At 52.6% G+C, this 21949-nt stretch carries 16 protein-coding genes; 5 read left to right on the forward strand and 11 right to left on the reverse strand.

The window, feature by feature from the left end; genetic code table 11:
* Positions 1–43 precede the first annotated feature (43 nt).
* The 5 genes from secF to queA all read right to left on the reverse strand — a co-directional run bounded on the left by secF (position 44) and on the right by queA (position 5655).
* Complete coding sequence (gene secF, locus WCT94_RS00125) at positions 44–955, reverse strand: protein translocase subunit SecF (protein WP_336867644.1); 912 nt, start codon at positions 953–955, stop codon at positions 44–46.
* Positions 956–1028: 73 nt separating this feature from the next.
* Positions 1029–2876 (reverse strand): protein translocase subunit SecD, encoded by a 1848-nt coding sequence (secD, locus tag WCT94_RS00130; RefSeq protein ID WP_336867114.1) that lies wholly within the window; start codon positions 2874–2876, stop codon positions 1029–1031.
* A 27-nt stretch (positions 2877–2903) separates the two neighbouring features.
* The gene (gene yajC, locus WCT94_RS00135; protein ID WP_010282033.1) at positions 2904–3236 is read right to left on the reverse strand and encodes a preprotein translocase subunit YajC; all 333 of its coding nucleotides are present in this window, start codon (positions 3234–3236) and stop codon (positions 2904–2906) included.
* Positions 3237–3344: 108 nt separating this feature from the next.
* A complete protein-coding gene (gene tgt / locus WCT94_RS00140) occupies positions 3345–4490 on the reverse strand; it encodes a tRNA guanosine(34) transglycosylase Tgt (protein ID WP_336867117.1) in 1146 nt (381 codons plus the stop codon).
* Positions 4491–4587: 97 nt separating this feature from the next.
* Positions 4588–5655: a tRNA preQ1(34) S-adenosylmethionine ribosyltransferase-isomerase QueA gene (queA, locus tag WCT94_RS00145; protein ID WP_336867119.1), complete on the reverse strand. Its 1068-nt coding sequence runs from the start codon at positions 5653–5655 to the stop codon at positions 4588–4590.
* 191 nt (positions 5656–5846) lie between these two features.
* Between queA and WCT94_RS00150 the strand changes: the two genes are divergently transcribed.
* The 3 genes from WCT94_RS00150 to WCT94_RS00160 all read left to right on the forward strand — a co-directional run bounded on the left by WCT94_RS00150 (position 5847) and on the right by WCT94_RS00160 (position 8869).
* On the forward strand, positions 5847–6428 hold the full coding sequence (locus WCT94_RS00150; protein ID WP_336867121.1) for an acyl carrier protein phosphodiesterase: 582 nt from the start codon (positions 5847–5849) through the stop codon (positions 6426–6428).
* Positions 6429–6766: 338 nt separating this feature from the next.
* Positions 6767–7369 (forward strand): peroxiredoxin C, encoded by a 603-nt coding sequence (locus WCT94_RS00155; protein ID WP_010299049.1) that lies wholly within the window; start codon positions 6767–6769, stop codon positions 7367–7369.
* A gap of 225 nt (positions 7370–7594) precedes the next feature.
* Entirely contained in the window at positions 7595–8869 is a 1275-nt protein-coding gene (locus WCT94_RS00160; protein WP_336867123.1) for a mechanosensitive ion channel family protein, read from the forward strand.
* Between the two features lie 223 nt (positions 8870–9092).
* Here the strand turns inward: WCT94_RS00160 and proY are convergent, their stop codons facing one another.
* From proY to phoB, 6 genes are all read right to left on the reverse strand, one after another.
* Positions 9093–10469, reverse strand: a complete 1377-nt coding sequence (gene proY, locus WCT94_RS00165; RefSeq protein WP_336867124.1) for a proline-specific permease ProY — start codon at positions 10467–10469, stop codon at positions 9093–9095.
* Between the two features lie 141 nt (positions 10470–10610).
* Entirely contained in the window at positions 10611–11930 is a 1320-nt protein-coding gene (gene brnQ / locus WCT94_RS00170) for a branched-chain amino acid transport system II carrier protein (RefSeq protein ID WP_336867126.1), read from the reverse strand.
* Between the two features lie 475 nt (positions 11931–12405).
* Positions 12406–13512 carry a cobalamin-independent methionine synthase II family protein gene (locus WCT94_RS00175; RefSeq protein WP_336867128.1) on the reverse strand — a complete coding sequence of 369 codons (1107 nt, stop codon included), beginning with the start codon at positions 13510–13512 and terminating at the stop codon, positions 12406–12408.
* A gap of 240 nt (positions 13513–13752) precedes the next feature.
* Positions 13753–14691, reverse strand: coding sequence for a PstS family phosphate ABC transporter substrate-binding protein (locus tag WCT94_RS00180; RefSeq protein WP_336867129.1), 939 nt, complete (start codon positions 14689–14691; stop codon positions 13753–13755).
* 15 nt (positions 14692–14706) lie between these two features.
* Positions 14707–16029: a phosphate regulon sensor histidine kinase PhoR gene (phoR, locus tag WCT94_RS00185; RefSeq protein ID WP_336867131.1), complete on the reverse strand. Its 1323-nt coding sequence runs from the start codon at positions 16027–16029 to the stop codon at positions 14707–14709.
* A gap of 27 nt (positions 16030–16056) precedes the next feature.
* Positions 16057–16746 carry a phosphate response regulator transcription factor PhoB gene (phoB, locus tag WCT94_RS00190; protein WP_005975981.1) on the reverse strand — a complete coding sequence of 230 codons (690 nt, stop codon included), beginning with the start codon at positions 16744–16746 and terminating at the stop codon, positions 16057–16059.
* A gap of 271 nt (positions 16747–17017) precedes the next feature.
* Here phoB and sbcD point away from each other — a divergent pair, with 271 nt between their 5' ends.
* Together sbcD and WCT94_RS00200 are read left to right on the forward strand one after the other, a co-directional pair.
* Positions 17018–18256: an exonuclease subunit SbcD gene (gene sbcD / locus WCT94_RS00195; RefSeq protein WP_336867133.1), complete on the forward strand. Its 1239-nt coding sequence runs from the start codon at positions 17018–17020 to the stop codon at positions 18254–18256.
* Positions 18253–21936, forward strand: coding sequence for an AAA family ATPase (locus WCT94_RS00200; RefSeq protein WP_336867135.1), 3684 nt, complete (start codon positions 18253–18255; stop codon positions 21934–21936). The genes sbcD and WCT94_RS00200 overlap by 4 nt, the downstream gene beginning before the upstream one ends.
* Positions 21937–21949 lie beyond the last annotated feature (13 nt).

Raw genomic sequence — 21949 nt, forward strand, 5'->3', positions numbered from 1 at the left:
ACCCCGCAGCGACGCGGGGTTTTTTATGTTTACAGTCGGCAGATTAAGGCAGGATAGACGGTTGGTCCGCCCCTTCTTTTTCCACTTTCTGAACGATCAGGTGTTCACGTTTCATACCCAGTTTCAGCGCCAGAGCGGAAGAAACATAGATAGAAGAGATCGTACCGATGATCACACCGATAAACATCGTCAGCGAGAAGCCATGCAACAAGGCGCCACCGAAGACCATGAGGATCACGATCATCGCCAACGTGGTCGCTGATGTGATAATGGTACGATGCAGCGTCTGCGTCAGAGAAATGTTGGTAATCTCGTAAGGTGTGCCACGACGAACCTTGCGGAAGTTCTCACGAATACGGTCAGATACCACGATCTTATCGTTCAGTGAATAACCAATTACCGACATCAGCGACGCAATGATCGTTAGGTCAATCTCAATAGAGAATAGAGACAGCAGACCCATCGTGATGATCGCATCGTGCGTCAGAGCCAGCACGGCCCCCATCGCCAAACGCCATTCAAAACGAAAACCGATATAAATGAGGATAGCAATCAGCGCAGACAACAGCGCCAACGCACCCGCCTGTGCCAAATCGCTACCCACGCTCGGCCCGACAAACTCAATGCGTTTCACCGTCGCATGCTGCTGGAAGGTATCATTCACTACCTTCAACACTTTGTTGCCCAGCGCTTCGTTCTCGCTGCCAGAAACCGGTGGCATACGCACCATCACGTCACGGCTGCTACCGAAGTTTTGTACCTGCGGCTCTGAAAACCCAGAGGTCTCTAACGAACTACGCAGGACATCGAGATCGATCGGCTTCTCAAGGTTAATCTCAATGACCGTACCACCGGTAAAATCGAGTCCCCAGTTGAAACCACGTACCCCCATAACCGCGATAGAAGCGATGATCAGCAGGCCGGAGATGATAAATGCCAATGTGTCCCAGCGCATGAAATCATAGACTTTACGTCCATGATTGAGTTGTTCAATGTTGTATTCCTGTTCCTGTGCCACAACGCACTCCTCAGATAGACAGCTTGTTGATGCGTTTACCGCCGTAAAGCAGGTTAACGATGGCACGAGTACCGACGATCGCCGTAAACATTGAGGTCGCAATCCCAATCGCAGTCGTGATAGCAAACCCTTTGATAGAACCGGTACCAACCGCATACAGGATGATGACTTTAATCAACGTCGTGACGTTCGCATCAACAATCGAACTGAATGCACCTTTGTAGCCCTCATGAATGGCCTGTTGCACAGAGCGACCATTACTGAGTTCTTCCTTGATACGTTCGTTAATGAGTACGTTAGCATCTACTGCAACCGCCAGCGTAAGCACGATACCCGCGATACCCGGCATGGTCAGCGTTGCCCCTGGCAACAGCGACATAACCCCGACAATCAACACCAGGTTAGCCACCAGCGCACTGGTCGCGATGACGCCAAATTTCTTGTAGAAGAAGACCATAAAGAGGATCGATGCGATCAAGCCCCACAGACAGGCTTCCAGCCCCTGAGTGATGTTTTGCATCCCCAGCGTTGGCCCAATGGTACGTTCTTCCACGATCTGGATCGGCGCAATCAGCGCACCCGCACGCAGCAGCAGAGAAAGCTGACGCGCTTCGTTCGGGTTATCAATGCCGGTAATACGGAAGCTGTTACCCAGTCGCGACTGAATTGTCGCCACGTTGATCACTTCTTCGTGTTTTTCCAGCACTGAGCGGCCCGTCGCATCTTTCTTACCGCTGTCTTTGTATTCAACAAACAGCGTCGCCATCAGCTTGCCGATACTGTCTTTGGTGAAGTTGGACATGGTGTTGCCACCCGCACTGTCCAGAGAAATATTCACCTGAGGCTGGTTGTATTCATCCGTACTCGATGTCGAATCGGTAATATGATCGCCCGTCAGAATCACGCGCTTGAACAGCACCACTGGTGAGCCGTCACGCATGTTCTTCACTTCAGAGTCGCCCGGCACACGGCCGTTCGCCGCTGCGGTCGCATCAGCATTACTGTTGACCAGACGGAATTCCAGCGTAGCGGTTGCGCCAAGAATTTCTTTCGCGCGCGCCGTATCCTGAATACCCGGTAACTCAACGACGATACGGTCAGCACCCTGACGCTGTACCAGCGGCTCGGCAACACCCAGTTGGTTCACACGATTACGCAGGATATTGATGTTCTGCTGTACGGCGTATTCACGCGCTTCACGTAGACGTTCATCAGACATCACCGCACGTAGCAGGTTACTGCCGCTGCTGCTGAGAACCAGGTTGCGATGACGAGACGTCAGATAGTTGATGCCGTCATCACGCGTTTGAGCATCACGGAAACGAATTTCGACGCCGTAATTATCAATTTTACGCACAGAGGCATAAGGGATGTTCTTCTCACGCAGATCGCTGCGCAAAGAGTCCATGGTTTGTTCTTGCAGTTTACCCAGCGCCGTATCCATATCCACTTCCATCAGGAAGTGAACGCCGCCGCGCAGGTCGAGCCCCAATTTCATCGGTTCAGCGCCTAACAACCGCAGCCAGGTCGGCGTAGCAGGAGCCAGGTTAAGTGCGACGACGAATTTCTCGCCCAGCTCATTAACGAGCGCTTCACGCGCGCGGAGCTGAATATCAGGGTTAGAGAAGCGAGCCAGAATTGCACCATTTTCCAATGCAATCGACTTACTGGTAATGTTTTGTTCTTTTAAGACATTCTGGACTTGGATCAGCGTCGTTTCGCTGGCGGCGGTTCCCCGCGCGCCAGTAACTTGTACCGCCGGATCCTCACCATATAGGTTAGGAAGTGCGTAGAGCAGGCCGACAAACAACACCACGACCAGCATCAGGTACTTCCACAAAGGATAACGATTTAACACGGCAGTTCCCTTCGGGAAAATCGGAAATTACAGGGCCTTAATCGTGCCCTTCGGCAGCACGGCAGCCACGAAATCACGTTTGATAACCACTTCATTGGTTTCGTTCAACGCAATCGCAATATAGCCAGTTTCGGACACTTTAGTCACGCGACCAACCAGACCACCGGTCGTTAATACTTCATCGCCCTTGCCGATAGAATCCATTAACTTTTTGTGTTCCTTGGCGCGTTTTTGCTGAGGACGCAGGATCATAAAGTAGAAAATCAGACCAAAAACGGCCAGCATAATAACCAGAGAGTACGGGCTTCCCTGAGCCGGAGCGCCGGTTGCAGCTACAGCATCGGAGATGAAAAGACTCATTTAAATATCCTCTTTTTTGTCAAAAGATAAGCTATCAAAAAGATAAATTATCAACCTTACAATCGTAAAAACGCTTCACAGCAAAATGCAATTCATAGCAAACGGGCTTCAGTGGCTTGCGGCAACGTCTTTTTCAGCAAGCGGCGGAATGGGTTTGCCTATCCGCTGGTAAAAATCCACCACAAAGTGCTCTAATTTACCCTCTTCAATGGCCTGACGTAAACCTGCCATTAAACGCTGATAATAACGCAAGTTATGAATGGTATTGAGTCGTGCTCCGAGTATTTCGTTGCAACGGTCAAGATGATGCAAGTAGGCACGGCTATAATTGCGACACGTGTAGCAATCACAGTGTTCATCCAGCGGATTCACGTCGTCTTTATACTTCGCATTACGGATTTTCACCACGCCATCAGTCACGAAGAGATGCCCGTTACGGGCATTGCGCGTTGGCATCACGCAGTCAAACATATCGACACCGCGACGAACGCCTTCGACCAGGTCTTCCGGCTTGCCAACGCCCATCAAATAGCGCGGTTTATCTTCAGGGATCTGCGGACAAACGTGCTCCAGAATGCGGTGCATGTCTTCTTTCGGTTCGCCCACCGCTAAACCGCCCACAGCGTACCCATCAAAACCAATGTCTACCAGCCCTTTTACGGATACATCACGTAAATCTTCGTAAACACTTCCTTGAATAATGCCGAACAGCGCGTTTTTATTCTCCAGCTCATCAAAACGCTGACGGCTACGTTTCGCCCAGCGCAGTGACATCTCCATCGAACGCTTGGCGTAATCCCAGTCGGCAGGATACGGCGTACACTCATCAAAGATCATCACGATGTCAGAACCGAGATCGTGCTGAATTTCCATTGATTTTTCCGGGCTAAGGAAAATCGAATCCCCGTTGATTGGGTTACGGAAATGCACACCCTGTTCGGTAATTTTGCGAATATCGCCGAGGCTGAACACCTGAAAACCGCCGGAATCCGTCAGAATCGGGCCGTGCCACTGCATGAAATCATGCAAATCGCCGTGCAGCTTCATGATTTCCTGACCGGGACGCAGCCACAGATGGAACGTATTACCAAGCAGGATCTGCGCGCCGGTCTCTTTTACTTCTTCCGGCGTCATGCCTTTCACTGTGCCGTAAGTTCCCACGGGCATAAAAGCCGGGGTTTCCACCACGCCACGTTCAAAAATCAATCTGCCGCGTCGCGCACGGCCGTCCGTTGTTTGTAATTCGTACTTCACTTAGCCTCCGGCATCAGAAAAACAGTCTGATGGTAATGATGTATTAATGCCTGACAGAGCGTGGTCTGTGGCATCGCTATTATGCAAAAAGCAGGATTTATCCCACTTTTTCCTGTTCGGCCATCGGGTTGTGCGTAATAAACATCGCATCACCGTAGCTGAAAAAACGATACTGCTCTGACACCGCCTCGCGGTAGGCAGACATCGTGTTCTGGTAGCCAGCAAAGGCCGACACCAGCATGATTAACGTCGATTCGGGTAAATGGAAATTGGTCACCAGCGCATCGATAATGCGGTAGTGATAGCCTGGATAGATGAAAATTTTGGTATCGCCGAAAAACGGTTCGATTGGCGCGTTCTGGCTGGCCTGTGCGGCACTTTCCAGTGAGCGTACCGAGGTGGTGCCAACGGCGATCACACGGTTTCCACGCGCCTTGCACGCCAGCACGGCATCAACAACGTCCTGCGGCACTTCGGCATATTCGGCGTGCATGATGTGATCTTCAATCGTATCGACGCGAACAGGCTGGAAAGTCCCCGCCCCCACATGCAGCGTTACAAACGCCATTTCGATGCCCTTCTCGCGTAGCGCAGCCAGCATCGGTTCATCAAAATGTAAACCTGCTGTCGGCGCCGCTACGGCACCCGGACGTTGGCTATACACGGTCTGATACAGCTCACGATCGGCGTCTTCATCAGGCCTGTCGATATAAGGCGGGAGCGGCATGTGGCCGATATCATTCAGGATCGACAGGACATCGCGGGAATCATCGAAATGCAGTTCAAACAGCGCATCGTGGCGAGCCGCCATCGTTGCTTTAACGCTTTCATCATCGCCCAACAGCAGCGCAGTGCCCGGTTTTGGCGCTTTTGACGCCCGAACGTGCGCCAGCACCCGATGATCATCCAACACGCGTTCCACCAGCACTTCCAGCTTACCGCCGCTGGCTTTACGACCAAACAGACGAGCCGGAATCACGCGCGTGTTGTTGAACACCAGCAGATCGCCGGGATTCAGTTTATCCAGCAAATCGGTAAACACGCCGTGCGTTAGATCTCCCGTCGGCCCGTCCAGCGATAGCAGACGGCAACCACTGCGTTCCGCTTGTGGATAATGGGCAATCAATGATTCTGGAAGTTCAAACGAAAAATCGGCAACACGCATGGCAATTCACTTAGCTGTTAATACATTAAAAATGGGCGGCCTAGTCTAGAGCCGCAAGCGCATGGCTGCAAGAAATAAGCACGCGGCAGGCGTAACGCATCACAATCCGCATAACATCACGCTCAGCGAATGCTCACACCTACATGTAAGAGGACGTGCACAATAAAAGAAGAAGCGGATATACTACTGCCATGAATTTTCTTGCTCACCTCCATTTGGCCACGCTGGCCGACAGTTCTCTATTAGGCAATCTGATGGCGGATTTCGTGCGCGGCAACCCGCAGGATAGCTATGCTGACGAGATCGTCGACGGTATCCGCCTGCATCGCCGCGTTGATTCGCTGACCGACAGCCTGCCGGAAGTCAAACAGGCGCGTCAGTATTTCAGCGATGAATTTCGCCGCGTTGCGCCCATTACGTTGGATGTGCTGTGGGATCACTACCTTGCACGTCACTGGTTACAGCTGGTGCCGGATACCCCTCTGCAAACCTTTATCGACGGCGCGCAGTCACAAATCGAACCACATCTGGAACACACGCCTGAACGCTTTCAGAACCTGAATCGCTATCTGTGGCCGGAGCGCTGGATGACGCGCTATGCAGAGCTGCCGTTTATCGCCGATGTGTTGCACAGAATGTCGGTACGCCGTCCTAAACTGGCGGCGCTGTCCGGTTCTTTTCAGGATATCGAGCAGCACTATCACCAATTTGAAACACTCTTCTGGCAGTTTTATCCACGGATGATGCAATTAGCGAAAGCGCAACAGCTGTAAGAAAGATCGCAACGTTTCCATTTTTCTACGCAACGTATACCCTAAATAATTCGAGTTGCGTGAAGGCGGCAAGCGCACGAATCCCCAGGAGCTTACACAAGTAAGTGACTGGGGTGAGTAAGAGTAGCCAACGCACAAGCAGCTTGAAGTATGACGGGTATTGTCCTTTCAATTAAAAGGGTTAATCTATCCCCTTGAAAGGAAATAGCGATGAGTTCAATAGACAGAAGCTATCTCATTGATTGGTCTCTTTGCCTGTATTCACTCAGATAGAGTCCCTATACTAGTCGCTGTTTTTTATATCATCCGATCATTAACCGCTATCTACAGGAGTAATTATGGTCCTGGTAACTCGTCAAGCCCCAGACTTCACCGCAGCTGCCGTTTTAGGCAGTGGCGAAATCGTCGAAAACTTCAACCTGAAGAAGCACATCAACGGTAAAGCTGCCGTGATCTTCTTCTGGCCGATGGACTTCACCTTCGTTTGTCCGTCAGAACTGATTGCTTTCGATCACCGCTATGCCGAGTTCAAGAAACGCGGCGTAGAAGTGGTTGGTGTTTCCTTCGACTCCGAATTCGTTCACAACGCATGGCGTAAAACCCCTGTGGACAAAGGCGGCATCGGCGAAGTGCAATACGCGATGGTTGCTGACATTAAGCGCGAAATCCAGAAGGCCTACGGCATTGAGCACCCAGAAGCCGGTGTTGCACTGCGTGGTTCTTTCCTGATCGACAAAAACGGCGTGGTTCGCCACCAGGTGGTGAACGATCTGCCACTGGGCCGTAACATCGATGAAATGCTGCGTACCGTTGACGCGCTGCAATTCCACGAAGAGCACGGCGAAGTGTGCCCAGCACAGTGGGAAAAAGGCAAATCCGGTATGGGCGCATCACCAGACGGCGTAGCGAAATACCTGTCTGAAAACGCAGACAAGCTGTAATCCCTCATCGCTGCCCTCAGGGGTAATGTGATAATCAAGCCAGTTGCTATGCGACTGGCTTTTTTTTGCCCGCGATATTTCCCTCACCGCTTATCCACATTGTTCAACGCTCCCTAACACGACGATCTCAAAGAATACAAAAGGTTGACTGGGGGCGCTAAATCCTTAGCCTTAAAGCCACATCGTGTTAATGCACGACAGATTCATTGGAATAAAGGAGAACGCATGCAACAAAATCTCGCGCTGTGGCTGAGAGAAGCCGGAATACAACACGCTAGCATCATTGCGTTACTGATTGTTCTTGGGCTGATATTGCTCATTTCTGCCGTCATTCATCTGATTTTGCATCAGGTTGTGCTGAAAAGAATGGTGCTGCGTTCACTCAATAAGCCAGGGAAAACCGAGGGGCATGGGTGGAAACAGGCGCTAACGCAACACAACCTGTTTAATCGGCTGGCCTTCCTGCTACAAGGGGTGATCCTCAACATTCAGGTCTTCGTATGGCTGCCCTCGCAGAGTGAAACCCGTGAAGCGCTCATCATCTGCTCTCAGGTGTGGATCATGATTTTTGCGCTGCTGTCCTTGTTCTCGCTGCTCGACGTTCTGCTCAACGTTTCCGCCCGAACCAAAGTCGCTACACAACTGCCGCTGCGCGGTATTTTCCAGAGCCTGAAGCTGATTGCCACCATCGTTATCAGCATCATGGTGGTCTCATTACTTATCGGGAAATCCCCGCTGATTCTGATTAGCGGTTTAGGCGCGATGGCCGCCGTGCTGATGTTGGTATTCAAAGATCCGATTATGGGATTGGTCGCGGGCATCCAACTCTCCGCCAACGATATGCTAACGCTGGGAGACTGGCTCGAAATGCCAAAATACGGCGCTGACGGCGCCGTTATCGACATCGGGCTGACAACGGTAAAAGTGAAAAACTGGGACAATACCGTTACCACCATCCCTACCTACTCGCTGGTATCTGATTCTTTCAAAAACTGGCGTTCGATGTCGGAATCAGGGGGACGGCGTATCAAGCGTAGCATCAACATCGATACCACCAGCGTGCATTTCATGACGGAAGACGAACAGGCACGCTTGCTGCGTAGCAAGCTCCTGTCACCTTATATTCAGAACAAGAAGAGCGAACTGGAACAGCACAACGCACAGTCCGACTCCGATCTGACCTCACCGCTGAATGGCCGCCGCCTGACGAATTTAGGCACGTTCCGCGCCTACCTTCAGGTTTATCTGCGCACTCATCCGGGGATTCACAAGGGGATGACGCTGATGGTACGGCAGCTCGCGCCAACGTCAGAAGGGGTGCCACTGGAAATTTATGCGTTTACCAACACAACCGCCTGGGTCGATTATGAAAGCATTCAGTCCGATATTTTCGACCATATCTTTGCGATCTTACCGGAGTTCGATCTGCGCGTTCACCAGACGCCAACCGGTCACGATATGCGGGTCATGGCACAGCAAATAACGACGCCGAAAGCGTAAAAATAGGCACCTCCAATGGAAACGCAGAGGTTGCTAACAAAGTCCGTATTGCGGGAGTAACGAATAGATCGTAAAGACGCTGCAAGTACGTCCCTGTAAGCTCGAATTGCGCCATCCATGGCGCAAACGCTTTACTCTTCTATTCCGTTACTCCCGTTTTCGTTCGACAAATAGGTTTGTCAACGGATAGTCGGAGCGCTTTTTCTGATAGCAAGCGACTCGCTTAATTCTGTGCCGCTACCGCATTCTGACGCTTCTTCTTCCAGACATAACCCACTAAAAGCAGCGCTATCCAGATAATACCGACATACAGCGACACACGTGTGTCCGGGAAGTAGCCAATCAGACCGATGATGAAAAACAGGAAGATAATACCGAACACGGAGGTCGCGATACCGCCGCGCAGCGGGAACGCCAGCGCCTTCACTTCATCCGGGCTCAAACGGCGGCGGAACGCAATCTGAGAGAACAGAATCATGATCCACACCCACACCGTCGCAAACGTTGCCAGTGAAGCAATCACCAGAAAAACTTTGCCGGGCATAATGTAGTTCAGGTACACGGCGACCAGCAACGCCATCATCATCACAACGACCGTTACCCACGGTATGCCGCGTTTGGAAATGCGGCTAAATACTTTCGGCGCGTGCCCCTGCTCCGCCATCCCATGCAGCATACGGCCTACGCCGAAGACATCGCTGTTAATCGCCGACAGCGATGCGGTAATCACGACAAAATTCAGGATACCTGCCGCCGCCGTAATGCCCATATGTTGGAATGTCAGCACAAACGGACTGCCGTTAGTGCCAACCTGATTCCACGGGTAAATCGACATAATCACGAACAGCGTACCGACATAGAACACCAGAATCCGCCACGGCACAGAGTTAATCGCGCGAGGGATAGACTTCTGCGGATCTTTGGCCTCACCGGCGGTAATCCCGATGATCTCCACGCCACCGTACGCAAACATCACCAGTTGCAGCGAGAGGATCATCCCCATCACACCGTTACTGAAGAACCCGCCATTGCTCCAGAGATTATGGATGCCGGTCGGTTCGCCGCCGTTGCCAATCCCCCAGACAATGATGCCGATCCCGGCAACGATCATGATGATAATAGTGGCAACTTTGAAGAAAGAGAGCCAGAACTCCAATTCACCAAAGGCTTTCACATTCATCAGGTTGATGGCGCCAATGATGAGTACCACGCTCAAGACCCACACCCAGTGCGGCACGGCAGGGAACCAGACGCCCATGTAGATGCCAAACGCGGTCACATCGGCGATGGCGACAATCAGCATCTCAAAGCAGTAGGTCCAGCCGGTGATATATCCCGCCAATGGCCCGAGGTAATCTTGCGCATAGCGAGAAAACGAACTGGACTGCGGGTTGTGTACCGACATTTCGCCCAGAGCGCGCATGATGATATACGCGACAACCCCACCGATCAGATAAGCCAGTAACACGCTGGGGCCAGCCATTTGGATCGCACTTGCGGAACCATAAAAAAGACCGGTTCCGATCGCAGAGCCAAGGGCGATAAAGCGAATATGCCGCGTGCTTAACCCACGCTTGAGCTTGGAAGATGGTTGTTCCATTGATAAGCAACCCTGTCTTATAGAAAGAAAAACATTACAAAAAGAAAAACCACAGGCAAATACCTGTGGTGCAGAAACCCAACGCTGTGTTGGAGCAGTACGATATTCCTACCGCCCCAGCACTATCAGGCATTAACGATATTATTGATGTACCGTAACTTCCTGACGACCACACAGTCTGTCGTAAATCACCGCGACCAGCAAAATCAGCAGTGACGGTGGTAGCCAGGCCAACCCTTGCTCACTCAGCGGCAGGTTGAGGCTCCACTCTGGCAACAGCGATTTGAAAGCCGACGATTTTATACCATCAATCATGCCAAATAACAGACTGACGAGCATGACGGGCGCCACAATACGTGAAGCGCTATTCCACCAGCGCAGCGTAAAGCTCAATAAAACCAGAATGATACATGGCGGATAAATCGCCGTCAGTACAGGAATAGAAAGTTGGATCAGATGGCTAAGACCCAGGTTAGACACCACCATTGAGAAGATGCCCAGCACAAACACCAGCGTGCGGTAAGACAACGGCAGGTATTGCGCAAAGAATTCAGCGCAGGCACAGGTTAGCCCCACCGCCGTCACCAGACAGGCGATGAAGATTAACAACGCCAGGAAGCTGCTCCCCATATTGCCAAACGAGTGTTGTACATAGGCATGGAGAATTTCAGCGCCGTTCTGCGCTTGCGGCACCAGCTCGCCGCTGACGGAACCAAGCTGGAACAAACTCAAATAGACAAGAGTCAGGCCAATACCGGCAATCAAACCCGCCCACATCGTGTAGCGCGTCAGCAGCATAGGGCTCGACACCCCGCGTGAGCGCGCCGCATTGACGATCACGATACCAAAGACCATCGCGCCCAGCGTATCCATCGTCAGATAGCCGTTGACGAAGCCATTGGAGAACGGCAGTTGCTCATACGCTTCCGTCGCGGGAATTGGTGTACCCGCAGGCCACAGCACCGCGGCAATACCCAATACCGCCAGTGCAATGATCTTCAGCGGCGCGAGCACATGACCAACCGTATCCAGCAGTTTGCCCGGATACAGGGAAATCGCGATAACAATGGCAAAATAAATCAGGCTATAAATCAGCAGCGGAGACGCTCCGTTGCCGACCAGAGGGGCCAGGCCGACTTCAAACGACACGGTTGCCGTACGCGGCGTAGCGAACAGTGGCCCAACGGCCAGATAGCACACCGTGGCCAGAACCACGCCCGCTTTTTTACCAATCGGCGAGCTGAGCGCATCTACGCCACCGCCAACCCGAGCCAGCGCAATCACGGTCAACACCGGTAGACCAACCGCGGTCAGCAGGAAGCCGATCGCCGCCGTCCAAACGTGCTCTCCCGACTGTAATCCCACCATAGGCGGGAAAATAATATTTCCAGCCCCCACAAATAAAGCAAAGGTCATAAAACCTAATGCCACAATATCTTTGGACGTTAAACGATGACTCATAGTTATGTCGTGTTGCCTGTATCAAATCGATAAAAAGAAAGCTGTGTCGTTTATCGCCGCCAAAAGCCGTTTATCAAGAGTTAGCTCGAAGCATGATGCCAACACTCCGGCGACGCGAAAATGGCGGTCATAGAAGTTATTTTTTGCACAGCCATATTGGGTGCTAAGTAAAACGTTTATAGCGTAAAAAGACAAGCAGAGATCCAAAAACCAGAGTATCCAGCCTAACTATGCCAAAAAATAAGAATATAAATTGGTTTATCTCGTTTTGCATAACACATGATTTGCGCATTTATCGATATTTCATTGCAATAAAACTGACAAAAATCGAGATAAAATGCGTTGTTCGATCATAAAAAAACATATTTCACAGAACGTCGCGGGTAGAGAGCAGAAGAATGAGCACAAAAAAGGCCGGATCGAATGATCCGGCCTTTGTTTATCCATTACAGTGATACGGTTATTTCACTGAGTGTCACCACACGCGATTGGCAATATCTACGACAAACTTCAGCTTATTCCACTGCTGCTCTTCCGTCAGGCTATTACCCTCTTCCGTTGAAGCAAAACCACACTGCGGGCTCAGGCAAATCTGGCTGAGATTGACATATTTTGCCGCTTCCGCGATACGCGCCTGCACCACCTTAGCCTCTTCCAGCTCACCGTTCTTCGTGGTAATCAGCCCCAGAACGACCTGCTGGTGGCCCGGCTTCACAAAGCGCAGCGGCTCGAATCCGCCCGCTCTCTCGGTATCGTATTCCAGGAAGAAGGCATCGACATTGACTTCGCCAAACAGAATTTCTGCCACAGGCTCATAGCCGCCTTCAGAAATCCAGGTCGAACGGAAGTTACCGCGGCAGACGTGTAAACCGATCACCAGATCCGCAGGCTTATCTGCCAGCGCTTTGTTCAACACGTCGGCGTATGTCCGCGCCAGCTGAGCCGGATCTTCACCACGTTCACGGATCTGGCGCTTTTGATCGTCAGAACACAGGTAGGCCCACACGGTGTCATCCAGTTGCAGGAAGCGGCAACCTGCGTCATAAAATGCATGAATCGCATCGCGCCAGGTTTGCGCCAGATCGTCGAAGTAGTCGGCCAGATCGGGATAAACTGTCGCATCAATCGCTTTACGTCCACCGCGGAAATGCATCACGCTGGGGCTAGGAATCGTCATTTTAGCGACCGCATCGCCAGAAATGCTGTTCAGGTAGCGGAAATGATCGAGCATAGGATGCTGAGGGTTGAAACTCACTTTATCTACGACGCGAATCGCATGAGATTTCGTCTGAATACCGTTGAATTGAATACCGTGATCGGCTTCGTAGCGCTCTACGCCGTGCAAATCAGCAAAAAAGTCGAAATGCCACCAGGCACGACGCAGCTCACCATCCGTCACAATCTGTAAGCCCGCTTCGCGCTGCTTTTCTACCACTCGCAGGATTTCACGATCTTCAATGTTGCGCAGCGCGATATCATCAATCTCGCCCGCTTGATGTTGAAGACGCGCCTGTTTGATGGCCTCGGGACGCAAGAAACTGCCGACGATATCGGCACGGAAAGGGGATAAGGTGTTCGCCATGTGTCGCTCCTGACATGTTGCCAGCGTGGATCCTCATAGAAGAAGCGAGCTGGCAGATAGTTTCAATATGAAATATTTACCCAGAGGGATAGTTACATTTAATCTTATTTAGCCATCTGGACGTCTAAATTTAAAACTATCCTGTCACGTGACAACCCACAGGGCAATGGAAGAATTTTCACATTACATGAAGAAAATTCATTTAATGTGAAAACATCGCCAATTCGTGGGCAAGAGAAATTATTCTGGCAGACCAATCAGCTGACGCGCCTGACGACGCGTTTCTTCCGGCAGCGGTAAATAGCCATCCTGATTCACCAGCGACTGCCCCGTTTCGGACAGCACGCGATCTAAAAATGCCGCCGTCAGCGCTTCCAGCGGCTGGCTGGGCGCTTTGTTCACATAGATGTAAAGGTAACGGGTGTAGGGATATAAACCGCTGCGGATATTTTCAGTTGAGGGGTAAATGTAGTCGGTCCCTTGTGCAGCTAACGGCAGCATTCTCACGCCGCTAGTGCGAAAGCCCACGCTGGCATAGCCGATGGCATCAGTTGACGCAGCCACCGCCTGTACAACGGATGCCGAACCGGGTAATTCATTGACTTGAGGAAGGAAATCACCCCGGCATAGCGCCTTTTGCTTAAAGAACCCATAGGTTCCCGACGCAGAATTACGCCCATAGCGCAGCAGCGTGCGTTTTTCCCAACTGCCCTGCAGGCCAAGATCGCCCCACTGTTTTATCGGTTGGTGGTTACCGCAGCGCTGCGTAATCGAAAAAATGGCGTCCAACTGCGACAAGTTCAGCCCGGGCAGCGGGTTATCCTGATTGACCAGCACGACCAGCGCATCCATCGCGACCGGCACCGCCAGCGGCGGATAGCCGTAGTGCTGGGCGAACGCTTCTATTTCGCTGGCCTTCATCGCCCTGCTCATCGGCCCAAGCTGCGCGGCACCCGATGCCAGAGACGTCGGCGCAGAGGATGACCCGGCGGCCTGAATCTGTAAATTCACGTTCGGGTAGTGCTGGCTGAAATCCGCCGCCCAAAAAGCCATCAGGTTAGCCAGCGTATCCGACCCCGCGCTGGAGAGGTTGCCTGCCAACATCTGGCGAGGCTGCGCAGCGCAAAACGCGCTGAACAGCAGTAAAAAAGCGCCCGCAATACGAGTGGCGGATGTCATGGGTAGCGTTTTCCGTCAGGCCGAAGGTTTCACCGTATTTTCAGCCAGAGAGGCAGGGACAATCAACCGATTCGGCAACGTAAAGACAAAACGCGAGCCCAGACCATCCTCACTCATGATTTCCAGACGGGAATCATGATGGCTCAGCGCATGCTTAACGATCGCCAGCCCCAGGCCACTGCCGCCCGTCTGGCGTGAACGTGCCTTATCGACCCGATAAAAGCGCTCCGTCAGACGCGGCAAATGCTCGGCCGCAATGCCCGGCCCGTTATCGCTGACCTGAAATTGCGCCCCCTGAGGGATCTTCTGCCAGCAGACTTCGATACGCGTTCCCGCTGGCGTATGGTTGACCGCGTTGTACACCAGATTGGATACCGCGCTGCGCAGCTGTTCTTCATTACCAAACACGCAGAGATTTTCGTTCACACGAAAGACGATCTCATGACGCCCCTGGCTCAGGGTCTGCGCTTCACGCTGCAACACACGCAGCATCAATGGAATATCGACTTTTTCATTCAAATCGATCGCCGTCGCCGCTTCAATGCGGGACAAAGTCAGCAGTTGCTTGACCAACCCGTCCATGCGCCGGGTCTGTTCCTGCATGGTATTCAGCGCTTTTCCGCGCAGCGCCGCATCCAACGTTTCTTCCTGCATCATTTCCAGATAGCCCTGCAACACCGTCAGCGGCGTACGCAGCTCATGGCTCACATTGGCAAAGAAGTTACGTCTGGCACCTTCGAGCTGGTGCATCTGCGTAATATCACGCACGACCATCAATAGTTGCCCTTCGGAATAAGGCATCACGCGGAATTCAACATGGTGAGAATTATTCAACTGCAACGTGAGAGGACGGCTAAAATCTTGCCCTTTCATGTAATTCGTGAATTCGGGGTAACGTAATAAGTTGAGGATATTCTGACCGTTATCCTCCGGCCAGCGGAAATTGAGCAAGTGCTGCGCCAGATGATTACACCAGAAGATGGTTCCTTCTTCGGTGGTGATCACTACAGCATCCGGCAAGGATTCGGCCCCACTACGAAACCGTTTGATCAGAAGTGCCAGTTCACGGCGTCGGCGTCGGTTACGCAGTTGCATCTGGTAAAGCCCGTAAAACAGCGGCTCCCAGCTCCAGCGACCGGGCGGTGGCGTCATGCTGCGATCAACCCACAGCCAATAAGAGAGTTTCAGCTGGTTATAAAAATTCCAGCACAGTAAGCCTAAGACGGCGACCAGCAGAAACCAGGGCAGATAACCAAAAATCAGCCCCAGCAGCAACGCGGGCAAACAAAAAAAAGCCAGCTCCAATGCCAGCCTTTTCCAGGATAAGCGTTCTAGCACGTTAATGTGTCTCCGGTTACGATCACCTCAGTAACGCGTTGAAAAACGGTAGCCCGTTCCCCGAACGGTTTGCACCATTTTGTCATGTCCGCTGGTTTCCAGTGCTTTACGCAGGCGACGAATATGAACGTCGACAGTACGATCCTCAACATAAACGTTAGTGCCCCAAACGTGATTCAGCAACTGTTCCCGGCTATAAACGCGTTCAGGATGCGTCATAAAGAAATGCAGTAGCTTAAATTCCGTCGGCCCCATATCCAACGCGTGCTCTTCGGTCGTCACGCGATGTGAGGAAGGATCGAGGCTCAGGCCACGCATTTCAATGACTTCTTCCACCGCCATCGGTGAAATACGGCGCATCACGGCTTTGATACGCGCCACTAATTCTTTAGGTGAAAACGGCTTGGTAATGTAATCATCCGCACCCACTTCAAGGCCGCGTACGCGGTCTTCTTCTTCACCGCGTGCGGTCAACATCATCACCGGAATATCACGCGTCAGCGCCTCGCGCTTCATATGCTTGATGAATTGCAGGCCCGAACCTCCTGGCAGCATCCAGTCCAATAACACCAGTTCTGGGAACGGCTCCGACAGTTGCGTGACCGCGCTGTCATAATCTTCGGCTTCAACTGGCTGATAACCATTTTGTTCCAGTACAAAGCAGACCATTTCACGAATTGGTGCTTCATCTTCCACGACTAATATGCGTTTTGCCATTGTTAATCCTGTCGTTAATCATCGTCGCTGTTAGCAAGCGAAAGGCATTATGCGTCAGTTTTATGACAGATTTATGAAAAACACACGGCCCTCTCCGCGCGATGTTACAACGCATACACCCGATTTTTCGAGCCGCTTTCCAAACTCCGGATTCCGGCGCGACAGCCGTCATCCCTGCTATATATAATCATGGCATTACGATGACAACACACCCTTCCCTATAATGACAACGTCATCCACCGCCACGCGGCATGAATATCGAGAGAGCACGATGCGCATTATCCACACCGCCGATTGGCATTTAGGACAATATTTTTATACCAAAAGCCGCGCCGCTGAACATCAGGCTTTTCTTCACTGGCTCATCGCTCAGGTGGAGCAGCATCAGGTCGATGCCATTATCGTCGCAGGCGATATTTTTGATAACGGCTCGCCCCCCAGCTATGCCCGGGAAATGTATTATAGCTTCGTGGTAGCACTACAGCGTACCGGCTGCCAGCTCATCGTTCTCGGCGGAAACCATGATTCCGTCGCGATGTTAAACGAATCCCGCGATTTGCTGGCCTGCCTGAACACGCGCGTGATTGCCTGCGCCAGCGACGATCCCGCCCAGCAGGTGCTCCTGTTGGAAAATCGTCAGCAGCAGCCCGGTGCACTGCTCTGCGCCATTCCTTTTTTACGCCCGCGCGATGTATTAACCAGCAAAGCCGGGCAATCTGGAGATGAAAAACAGCTGGCACTGCAGGAAGCGATTACCGCGCACTACCAGCAGTGTTACCAACTGGCTTGCCAAAAGCGCGATGAACTTGGCCTGCCGCTACCCATTATTGCAACCGGCCACCTGACGACAATTGGCGCCACCGCCTCCGAATCCGTGCGCGATATCTATATTGGTACGCTCGATGCTTTCCCGGCTCAGGCTTTTCCCCCTGCAGATTATATTGCGCTCGGCCATATTCACCGTCCGCAGCGCGTGACCCAAAGCGAGCACATTCGCTACAGCGGTTCGCCTATTCCGCTAAGTTTTGACGAACTCAACAGTGAGAAATCCGTTTGTCTGGTCAGTTTTACACCCGACGCGTCGCCGCCCATTCCCCCGCAGATAGATACGTTGCCCATCCCCGTCACCCAACCGATGCAGCTGATTAAAGGCAGTCTGAGTGACATTGAACGACAGCTGTCCGCGTTCCAGCACTATCAGGGTGACAAGCCTGTGTGGCTGGATATCGAAATCAGCACACAGGATTATCTCAGCGACATGCAGAAGCGCATTCAGGCAATGACCGAGAACCTGCCCGTTGAGGTGCTGCTGCTGCGCCGCACGCGTGAACAGAGCCTGCAGGCAATGACGCAGCAGGACAAGGAAACGCTCAACGAGCTCAGCGTGTATGACGTTTTTGAACGTCGTCTGGCAACGGAGACAGACATGGAAGAGAGTCGCCAGCAGCGTGTCCGTACGCTGTTTAATCAGGTTATTGATGAACTGGAAAATAGCGAGCCAGCCAAATGAAAATTCTCAGTCTGCGCTTAAAGAACCTCAACGCGCTGAAAGGCGAATGGAAGATCGACTTCACGCAGGAGCCCTTTTCCAGCAACGGCTTATTTGCCATTACCGGCCCCACTGGCGCGGGAAAAACCACGCTGCTGGATGCCATCTGTCTGGCGCTGTACCACGAAACACCACGACTTGGCCTGCTTTCCGCCAGCCAGAATGACCTGATGACGCGTAATACCGCAGAGTGCCTTGCCGAGGTCGAATTCGAGGTGAAAGGCGTGGGATACCGCGCTTTCTGGAGCCAGCGTCGGGCAAGAAATGCCCCTGACGGCAATTTGCAGTCTCCCAAGGCCGAACTTGCGCTCATTGAAGACGGCAAAATTCTGTGTGAAAAGCTCAATGATAAGAAAGAGATGATCACGCAGCTCACCGGGCTGGATTTCGGCCGCTTCACGCGATCCATGATGCTGTCACAAGGCCAGTTTGCCGCTTTCCTCAATGCGAAAGCAGATGACCGCGCGGAGCTACTGGAAGAGCTGACCGGCACAGATATCTATGGTCTGATATCTGAGCGCGTCTATGACAAGCACAAGCAGGCAAATGTCGCCTTGAATACGCTACAGGCGCGTGCATCCGGCATTCAGCTATTGACCGATGAACAGCGTCAGCAGGTGGCAGAACAGCTTGCCGAGCTGATCCAGCAGGAGCAACGGGGCAACATCGAACGTGAGCAAGCACTGACTACGCTGCGCTGGTTTGAGCAACTGACGCAGCGGCAAACACAGCTGACCAATACGCAGGCGCAACACGCGAGCGCCGAATCCGCCATTCAGCAGGCTAAACCGCAGCTCGACAGGTTAACTCACAGCGAACCCGCAGAAAAACTGAGGCCGCTACATCAGGAGCGAGAGCGTTGTCGACAAGAGTCTTTTACGCTCGCCCAGCACATTCAACAATTGACCGCGAAGCAAACCGCCGAGCAAGCGACCCTGGCAACGCTACGCCAGCAGGAAGACAAGGCCGAGCAAGACGTTAATCAGCATAAGCAGGTACGACAACAGCAAGAACAACTGATCAACGAGCAGGTTGTGCCGCTTGACCATCGTATTGCCACGCTGGAACAGCAAAAAATCCAGCAGCAGGACGATCTGGCAAAAACGCAGGCTCGTCTGCACGCCGATGAAAGCAAGCAAACCCAGACAGCGGCAGAGCAACAGCAGGCTAAACGGCACCTTGAACAGATCCAGTCTTACCGCCAGCAGCACGCGCATCATCAGCAGTGGGGAGAGCAGTTGCCTGTGTGGCGCACCCAGTTTCGGCAGTTGAGCCAGCTTCGGGGCGAGCAGCAGAAGCTGGAGCAAAAACAGGCACAGCACACAGAACAGGCGGGGATGCTACAGCAAGCAGCCGAAACGCTGACGGCACAACGTCGTGAACAACAAAAGGTCGTTGATGCCGCGCGCCAGCAGTTCACACAACACGATGAGACGCGGCAACATCAGGACGCGCACCAATCGCTTTCCACCCTGCACCAACGGTTCAATCAACTCATCGATCAGCGAACGGCATGTCGACAGCTCGCCACCGTCAGCGACCAGTTCCAGCGTCTTCATGTGCGCAAGCAGCAGTACCTCACCAAACAGGGTGAAGTATTTGAGCATATCAGCCAATCAGAAGCCTTAAAGCAACAGCAGCAGTCTGAGTATGAACAACGTAGCCAGCATCTGGCCGATATGGAAACCATATACCGTCAGGAAGAGCGTATTGTTAAGCTGGAAGCCGAGCGGCAACGGCTACAGGCCGGAGAAGCGTGCCCGCTATGTGGTTCAACCGAGCATCCCGCAATCGAACGCTATCAGGCACTGCAACCGTCTGAGACCCAACAGCGCCTGACGGCACTACAGCAGGAAGTGAATCGGTTAACAACGGCGTTGGCGAATACGACGGCACAATTGGCCTCGCTAGAACAGCAGAGGGAGCAGTTGCAGCAGGATATCGTTCAGCTCGATAGCGAATATCAAACTCTGCTCCAACAGTGGCAAGATGTCAGTGAGCGCTTACAAGTTAACTACACGCTGGAACAGCAGGACGAGATCGCCACCTGGCTTACACAATGTGAAACCGAAGAACAGGCTATTCGGCAGCAAATTACCGTTCGCGAGCAATTGCAAAGACAGTGGCAGGAAAGTAAGGATTTACTGACTGCCGCAGAAGCATTGCAGCGGGAACTCGACCAGAAAGTCGCGCTGAACACCCAGCAACACACTTCGCTACGCGTTACGCAGGAAGAGACAACTCAGTCACTGCAAAATGTGCATCAGCAGCTCACGCAGCATACTCAGGAAATTACGCAGACGCTGGCAACGATGGGGCTTCTTCTGCCAGACGTTGGCGCACAGGATGGCTGGCTGGCCCAGCGCGAAAGCGAATGGCAAGACTGGAAAAGCAAAGAGCAGGAGCAATCTCGCTTAATTCCTCTGTTAGCCACGCTGGAAAGCGATCTTCAACATCTGCATTACAGTGTGAACGAGGCAACACAGCACATCCAAACGCAGCAACAGCACTTGGAGCAGCACCTGGCGTTGCTCAGCGCAAGCCAACAAGAGCGGCAAAAGCTGTTTGGGGACAGGCAAATCGCTGCTGTGCGCGAACAGCTACAGCGAACCAGCCAGCAGTATGACGATGCGCTCAGGCTAGCCCTGTCAGCCCGTCAGCAAACCGAAACGACGTTGAGCCGTCTGACAGGCGAGCTGGCTAGCACGCAACAGCAGTATGAACAGAGCGCGCGCCAGCATGAGAGTGCGACCGAACGCTTCACTCAGGCGTTGCAGCAAAGCGCTTTCGATGATGAAACGGCCTTTCTCCATGCCCTACTTGATGAGCAGGAACGCCAGACGCTGCAGGCATTAAAGGAAACGCTGTATCAGAGCTTGCAGCAGGCGGCAGCGCTGCACCAGCAGGCTGAACAGGAATTGCTTGCCCATCAGCAAAAACGGTCAACATCCCTCACGGAAGACGTCACGCAGGAGGCGATACAGCAGCAGTTGGCCGCATTGGATGACACGCTGAAAACTAACCTGCGGCAGCAGGGTGAGTTCCAGCGTCAGTTATCTGACGATCGACTGCAGCGTCAGAACCAGCAGGATTTACTTAACGAGATCGCCCAAAGCCAGCAAAGGAATGACGACTGGGAGACGCTAAACTTGCTGATCGGCTCCAGTAAAGGGGATAAATTCCGCAAATTTGCTCAGGGGCTGACCCTGGATCATCTGGTCTATCTCGCCAATCTCCAGCTTTCACGCCTGCACGATCGCTATCAGCTAAAGCGTAAGGCCGGTGGCGAGCTGGAACTTCTGGTGATGGATACCTGGCAGGCAGACGCCGAACGCGACACAAAAACGCTATCCGGCGGCGAAAGCTTTCTGGTCAGTCTGTCGTTGGCGCTGGCGCTGTCCGATCTGGTCAGCCATAAAGCCAGTATCGACTCGCTGTTTCTGGATGAAGGCTTCGGCACGCTGGATGCCGAGACGCTGGATATCGCGCTGGACGCACTGGATAACCTGAACGCCTCGGGTAAAACCATCGGCGTTATTAGCCATGTCGAAGCCATGAAGGAGCGTATTCCGGTACAGATCAAAGTGCAGAAGGTTAACGGACTGGGCGTCAGCCGACTGGCGCCACAGTACGCCGTTTAACCATCATTCGATC

The sequence above is a fragment of the Pectobacterium sp. 1950-15 genome (assembly GCF_037136835.1).
Classification (GTDB): domain Bacteria; phylum Pseudomonadota; class Gammaproteobacteria; order Enterobacterales; family Enterobacteriaceae; genus Pectobacterium.

What these genes read in the sequence shown, in the direction of transcription:
- secF (WP_336867644.1), bottom strand. Translation starts at nt 955, where the DNA reads ATGCGCTGGGACACATTGGCATTTATCATCTCCGGCCTGCTGATCATC.
- yajC (WP_010282033.1), bottom strand. Translation starts at nt 3,236, where the DNA reads ATGAGTCTTTTCATCTCCGATGCTGTAGCTGCAACCGGCGCTCCGGCT.
- queA (WP_336867119.1), bottom strand. Translation starts at nt 5,655, where the DNA reads ATGCGTGTTGCCGATTTTTCGTTTGAACTTCCAGAATCATTGATTGCC.
- WCT94_RS00150 (WP_336867121.1), top strand. Translation starts at nt 5,847, where the DNA reads ATGAATTTTCTTGCTCACCTCCATTTGGCCACGCTGGCCGACAGTTCT.
- WCT94_RS00155 (WP_010299049.1), top strand. Translation starts at nt 6,767, where the DNA reads ATGGTCCTGGTAACTCGTCAAGCCCCAGACTTCACCGCAGCTGCCGTT.
- WCT94_RS00160 (WP_336867123.1), top strand. Translation starts at nt 7,595, where the DNA reads ATGCAACAAAATCTCGCGCTGTGGCTGAGAGAAGCCGGAATACAACAC.
- proY (WP_336867124.1), bottom strand. Translation starts at nt 10,469, where the DNA reads ATGGAACAACCATCTTCCAAGCTCAAGCGTGGGTTAAGCACGCGGCAT.
- brnQ (WP_336867126.1), bottom strand. Translation starts at nt 11,930, where the DNA reads ATGAGTCATCGTTTAACGTCCAAAGATATTGTGGCATTAGGTTTTATG.
- WCT94_RS00175 (WP_336867128.1), bottom strand. Translation starts at nt 13,512, where the DNA reads ATGGCGAACACCTTATCCCCTTTCCGTGCCGATATCGTCGGCAGTTTC.
- WCT94_RS00180 (WP_336867129.1), bottom strand. Translation starts at nt 14,691, where the DNA reads ATGACATCCGCCACTCGTATTGCGGGCGCTTTTTTACTGCTGTTCAGC.
- phoB (WP_005975981.1), bottom strand. Translation starts at nt 16,746, where the DNA reads ATGGCAAAACGCATATTAGTCGTGGAAGATGAAGCACCAATTCGTGAA.
- sbcD (WP_336867133.1), top strand. Translation starts at nt 17,018, where the DNA reads ATGCGCATTATCCACACCGCCGATTGGCATTTAGGACAATATTTTTAT.
- WCT94_RS00200 (WP_336867135.1), top strand. Translation starts at nt 18,253, where the DNA reads ATGAAAATTCTCAGTCTGCGCTTAAAGAACCTCAACGCGCTGAAAGGC.